Origin of the sequence: Parahaliea aestuarii (assembly GCF_008064635.1) — a bacterium.
In the GTDB taxonomy this organism is placed as follows: Bacteria; Pseudomonadota; Gammaproteobacteria; order Pseudomonadales; family Halieaceae; genus Parahaliea; species Parahaliea aestuarii.
Map to the genome: position 1 here is coordinate 1 of NZ_VRYZ01000015.1, position 4,514 is coordinate 4,514.

A 4,514-nucleotide genomic window follows, 5' to 3' on the forward strand; every position below is an offset into this window, starting at 1 on the left:
ACGCAGTGGCTTTGGGAATACAATAACGAGCGGCCAAATTCGGCCATCGGGGGAATACCTCCAACCCAGCTGCTACAGGCAGCATAACCCTCTACTCAAACGGGCGGTTAAAAATGGGGGGATTACAGGGAAGCTTCATTTAAGAGTTTCCGAACTGTCGGAGCCTTCCCCGCCTAAAGTCATCCGTCAAAAACTCAAAATGTCACAATCCGCGTTTGCCGGCTTGCTGGGCGTTAGCATGCGGACGCTCCAGGATTGGGAGCAAGGCCGCCGTGAACCTCAGGGGCCGGCTGTGGCATTGCTGCGGATTGCGGAGCAGCACCCGGAAGTTTTCGCTCAGCTCCACTAAATGTACCCTCGCCGCTGTCATTTGGAAAAATAAAAAATTGGTGACCAATAGGGCATCTACAACTGGGCGGCATGCGCTTGGGTTCTGATCATAAATATGGCTAAAAGGCATTCATCCATATGAACGGGCGGGGTTATGACTACAACCTGGGACGCTTCCTGAGTGTCGATCCGTTCATTGTGGAGCCCGGCAACAGCCAGGCGATTAACCCTTACAGCTATGTTTTGAACAACCCCTTGAGTGGCGTGGACCCCACAGGCTATACGAAGGAAAAAGTTGAAAAAAACATGGTGCGAGTAAAGAAAACGGGCTCGCGTATACAACGGGAAGTCACCGTCACGACCACGACCACACAGAATGACGATGGTTCAACCACCGTTTCCGGCAGTGTGAGTGGTGGTTTAATGAGTGATCGCGAGGCGGTGTCGAATGGGCTATCAAACTACTTTCAATCCGCTGGTCTCAATGAAGTAACAAGCTCCGCATCCTCCAGTGGTATTGGCGGTCAATCACAGAGGGATAACGTAGATTACGATCCTGCGTTCATGCTAGCCAGCAATGATGATACGGTCACTATGCAAGCAGCCGAAGCTTTACAAAACTCTCAGTCGGAGAATGTCGATCAAAACCAGCTAAATCTGTTTGACAAAAGGGCGGCCAGTATGACTATGCCGACTCATAGGCAAAGCGATACGTTTGAAGTTTTTGCACACTCAGATGGCCGTCGAGTATTTGATGATACAGGCGATTCGCGAGAATCACTTTCACCTGTTGCTCTTGCAGAGAAAATTAGGAGTTCTCCGGGCTATGCACCTGGAATGAGAATCAGATTGTGTTCCTGTAACACTGGTAGAAATCAGGGTGGAAGTGTGTTCGCTCAGGAATTATCTAATGCACTTCAATCTCCAGTGATTGCACCAACAAGATTCTATTTCCCGGGAATATGGAGAATTGACAATGCTGTAGGCCAAAGATTTGGCTTCGGGAGTTTTGGTGCGAAAATTCCCGGCTCAACGCCAGACGAGCCCTGGAAAACCTTCAATCCGCAATTCGATAAAGAGTAGATTCGATGGCTAGATCATTGCTCATTCTATTTCAAAGTCTTTTATTAAGTACAACGCTACTCTCGATCTCCTATCTACATGGCGAAGTAATGCTACAAGGCGATCTTGTCTATGATGGACTCATGAGGTCGATAGCGGTTACTTTCGTAGTTGGTGGTTTCTTAGTATTTGCAATCGGCTTGGTTGGAACCATCGGGATGGCAAGCTCGAAGCACTTGGAAAGGCGAAGGTTTTGGCATGATGCCTATCTGTTGGTTTCAGCATGCACTTTATGTGGGGTGTTAGCTCGATATGCGTATTTATATTTCGGATAAACTAGGTGTAGCCAAATCCTGATCCTAACCCAGCCCGTTCAGGTGCCCTGGTGGAAATTTCTATGTAGCCCTGGCTCGAAGATGCGAGCTACAGGCCAGTCTCCCACAGGGATTCTCGCTTATTAGGTTCTCCTGGCGAGCTCTCGATTGCCCGAAGAGCCTCTATTTGTAGTGTTTGCGTGGATCGAGTGCGTTGGCCGGACCGCAACAATGACAACCTGGGTCTCGGTTCGGCCGGTTAGCGGTCGGGCTTATCACCAGGGATGCACCTCCATAGCGAAGTGGATTGAGCCCAATTATAATAAAAATGCCAGCTGGCCCGTTTGTTCAGCGGAAATCTGGGATACTGTAACTTACTGATTAATGTGTGCTTTTCTGCCCCTCCAGGCCACCAAGATCGGGCTGTGCTCGCAGCCCCGAGTGATCCATATGAATGGGCGAGGCTACGACTATAATCTGGGTCGCTTCCTGAGTGTGGATCCGTTCATTGTGGAGCCGGGGAACACCCAGGCGATTAACCCCTACAGTTACGTTTTGAACAACCCCTTGAGTGGCGTGGACCCCACAGGCTATACGAAGGAAAAGGTAGAGAAAAACATGGTCCGTGTAGAGAAAACGGGGTCGCGTATACAACGGGAAGTCACCGTCACAACAACAACCACACAGAATGATGATGGCTCGACAACCATCGCGGGCAGTGTGAGCGGCGGCCTAATGAGCGATCGCGAGGCTGTGTCAAATGGACTATCAAACTACTTCCAAGCAGCTGGATTTAATGAAGTTACAAGCGGCCCATCATCCGGGGGAATTGGAGGCCAACAGACAAGACGTAACGTTTCTGTATCAGATGAACTTGCCATAAATGCCAACCAAGCTGAACTTATCGAGCATGGAGAAAGCCAGATAGAAGATTCGGATGAGGATTGGTGGTCAGGCTATGAAATGCCGGAAAATATGCGCAATCCTTCTGAAAATACAATAGCAATGGATCTGCAAACTGAAATATTTCTTGATCGAGTGTTATATGGTGATAAGAAGGCTGGCATCATGCGTAGCCAATGTTATCAAGATTGTAAACGTGCTCTTGAAGAAGCACAGTCTTCCGAAATTGTAGGTGATCCAAGTTGGGACAAATCTCTCGGAAAGGGATCCCCATATAGAAAATTGCTTATGAAGATCATAGATACTGACCCACGTATAGAACTTCTAATAAAGTATGGAGAAATAATCAACACTGACAGAGTTTGTTCAAGCTTAGTTGATGCAGGCAGTCTAACGTGCAAATGAGCAGAGTGTATATTCTCCCATTATTGGCTTTCTACTTCTCTATTCTAACATTTCCTCATCTTTCATTAGCTGGTGGTGGAGAAGGTGTAGAGATTGATCCAAACGAGTTATGTGCTAGCACAGAGTTTTCTGCGCCATTGAGCATGTATTTGCCAGGTGCATTGGAGCGTGGCATCTTATGCTTAAGAATTGGGGCTATTGATAAAAGCGTGGTGAGTCAGCTGGTCGAAAATAGATCCTACTTTATCTCCAAGCATGACGACTCAGCGCTGAATGACTTTAGTATGACAATTGATACTTATGTTGTTAGCGGTGATGTTTTTGAAGCTCAAATTGGCCAGAAGCTTTTAGAACGCTATTTAGCCTCACATGAAAGTGCTGATCCGAGGTATTTATTCTTGCTGGGTGTTTCCTATCTTAATTTTAGCTGCGACGATAAATCAGTTAAGGCAGTCCAGTTATTAGAGCGAGCAACAATTATGGGGCACATTCTCGCGCCAGCTCTTTTGTCGTACTCATATGAGAATCCTTACAAGTGCATTGAACGTGATAAAGTCAAAAGTAGGGATATGAAACTAAAGTTTGAGCACACGGCTGGTTCAAATAAAGTAACTTATTCGGAGGTTATTGATTACTTAAAGGGCAAGGGGCTTATAGTTTCGGGGCCCTGAAGGATTTTTAACCTTCACGGTACTGGCGTTGCTCTTAGTGGTTTTATAAATCCGCAGGGAGTTTCTTAAACTCTGCGATGATGTTTTTAATAGTATATGGATCTTGCGAGCTTGTTGATTGTGTACATCGAGGAGACAAGGAAGTGCCAGCCATTGCAGATAGAAATCTAGTATGCATCCATTCAGGTGCTATGTGGTGTAGCTAAATGCCTATCGTGTGCGCACCCGTTCAGGTGCCCTGGTGGAAATTTCTATGTAGCCCTGGCTCGAAGATGCGAGCTACAGGCCAGTCTCCCACAGGGATTCTCGCTTATTAGGTTCTCCAGGCGAGCTCTCGATTGCCCGAAGAGCCTCTATTTGTAGTGTTTGCGTGGATCGAGTGCGTTGGCCGGACCGCAACAATGACAACCTGGGTTTCGGTTCGGCCGGTTAGCGGTCGGGCTTATCACCAGGGATGCACCTCCATAGCGAAGTGGATTGAGCCCAATTATAATAAAAATGCCAGCTGGCCCGTTTGTACAGCGGAAATCTGGGATCCTGTAACTTACTGATTAATGTGTGCTTTTCTGCCCCTCCGGGCCACCAAGATCGGGCTGTGCTCGCAGCCCCGAGTGATCCATATGAACGGAAGGGGTTATGACTATAACCTGGGCCGCTTCCTCAGTGTCGATCCCTTCATTGTCGAGCCCGGTAACAGCCAGGTGCGTATTCCAGACCAAGCCTGCCACTGATTCCACGCGAAGCCTGCCACCCATTCCACGGCAAAGCTGCCACTGATTCCAGGGCAAGCCTGCCACCCCGGCAGGCAGCCTGAGGGCACCCAACAGAG

At 48.1% G+C, this 4,514-nt stretch carries 4 protein-coding genes; all 4 read left to right on the forward strand.

The window, feature by feature from the left end; translation table 11 throughout:
* The first annotated feature begins 154 nt into the window (after positions 1 to 154).
* The 4 genes from FVW59_RS19435 to FVW59_RS19450 all read left to right on the forward strand — a co-directional run bounded on the left by FVW59_RS19435 (position 155) and on the right by FVW59_RS19450 (position 3,685).
* Positions 155 to 349, forward strand: a complete 195-nt coding sequence (locus tag FVW59_RS19435; RefSeq protein ID WP_281290190.1) for a helix-turn-helix domain-containing protein — start codon at positions 155 to 157, stop codon at positions 347 to 349.
* A gap of 119 nt (positions 350 to 468) precedes the next feature.
* Complete coding sequence (locus FVW59_RS19440; RefSeq protein ID WP_222711581.1) at positions 469 to 1,413, forward strand: RHS repeat-associated core domain-containing protein; 945 nt, start codon at positions 469 to 471, stop codon at positions 1,411 to 1,413.
* Positions 1,414 to 2,156: 743 nt separating this feature from the next.
* Complete coding sequence (locus FVW59_RS19445) at positions 2,157 to 3,014, forward strand: RHS repeat-associated core domain-containing protein (protein ID WP_222711582.1); 858 nt, start codon at positions 2,157 to 2,159, stop codon at positions 3,012 to 3,014.
* Complete coding sequence (locus FVW59_RS19450) at positions 3,005 to 3,685, forward strand: hypothetical protein (RefSeq protein ID WP_148066046.1); 681 nt, start codon at positions 3,005 to 3,007, stop codon at positions 3,683 to 3,685. Before FVW59_RS19445 ends, FVW59_RS19450 begins: the two co-directional genes overlap by 10 nt.
* Positions 3,686 to 4,514 lie beyond the last annotated feature (829 nt).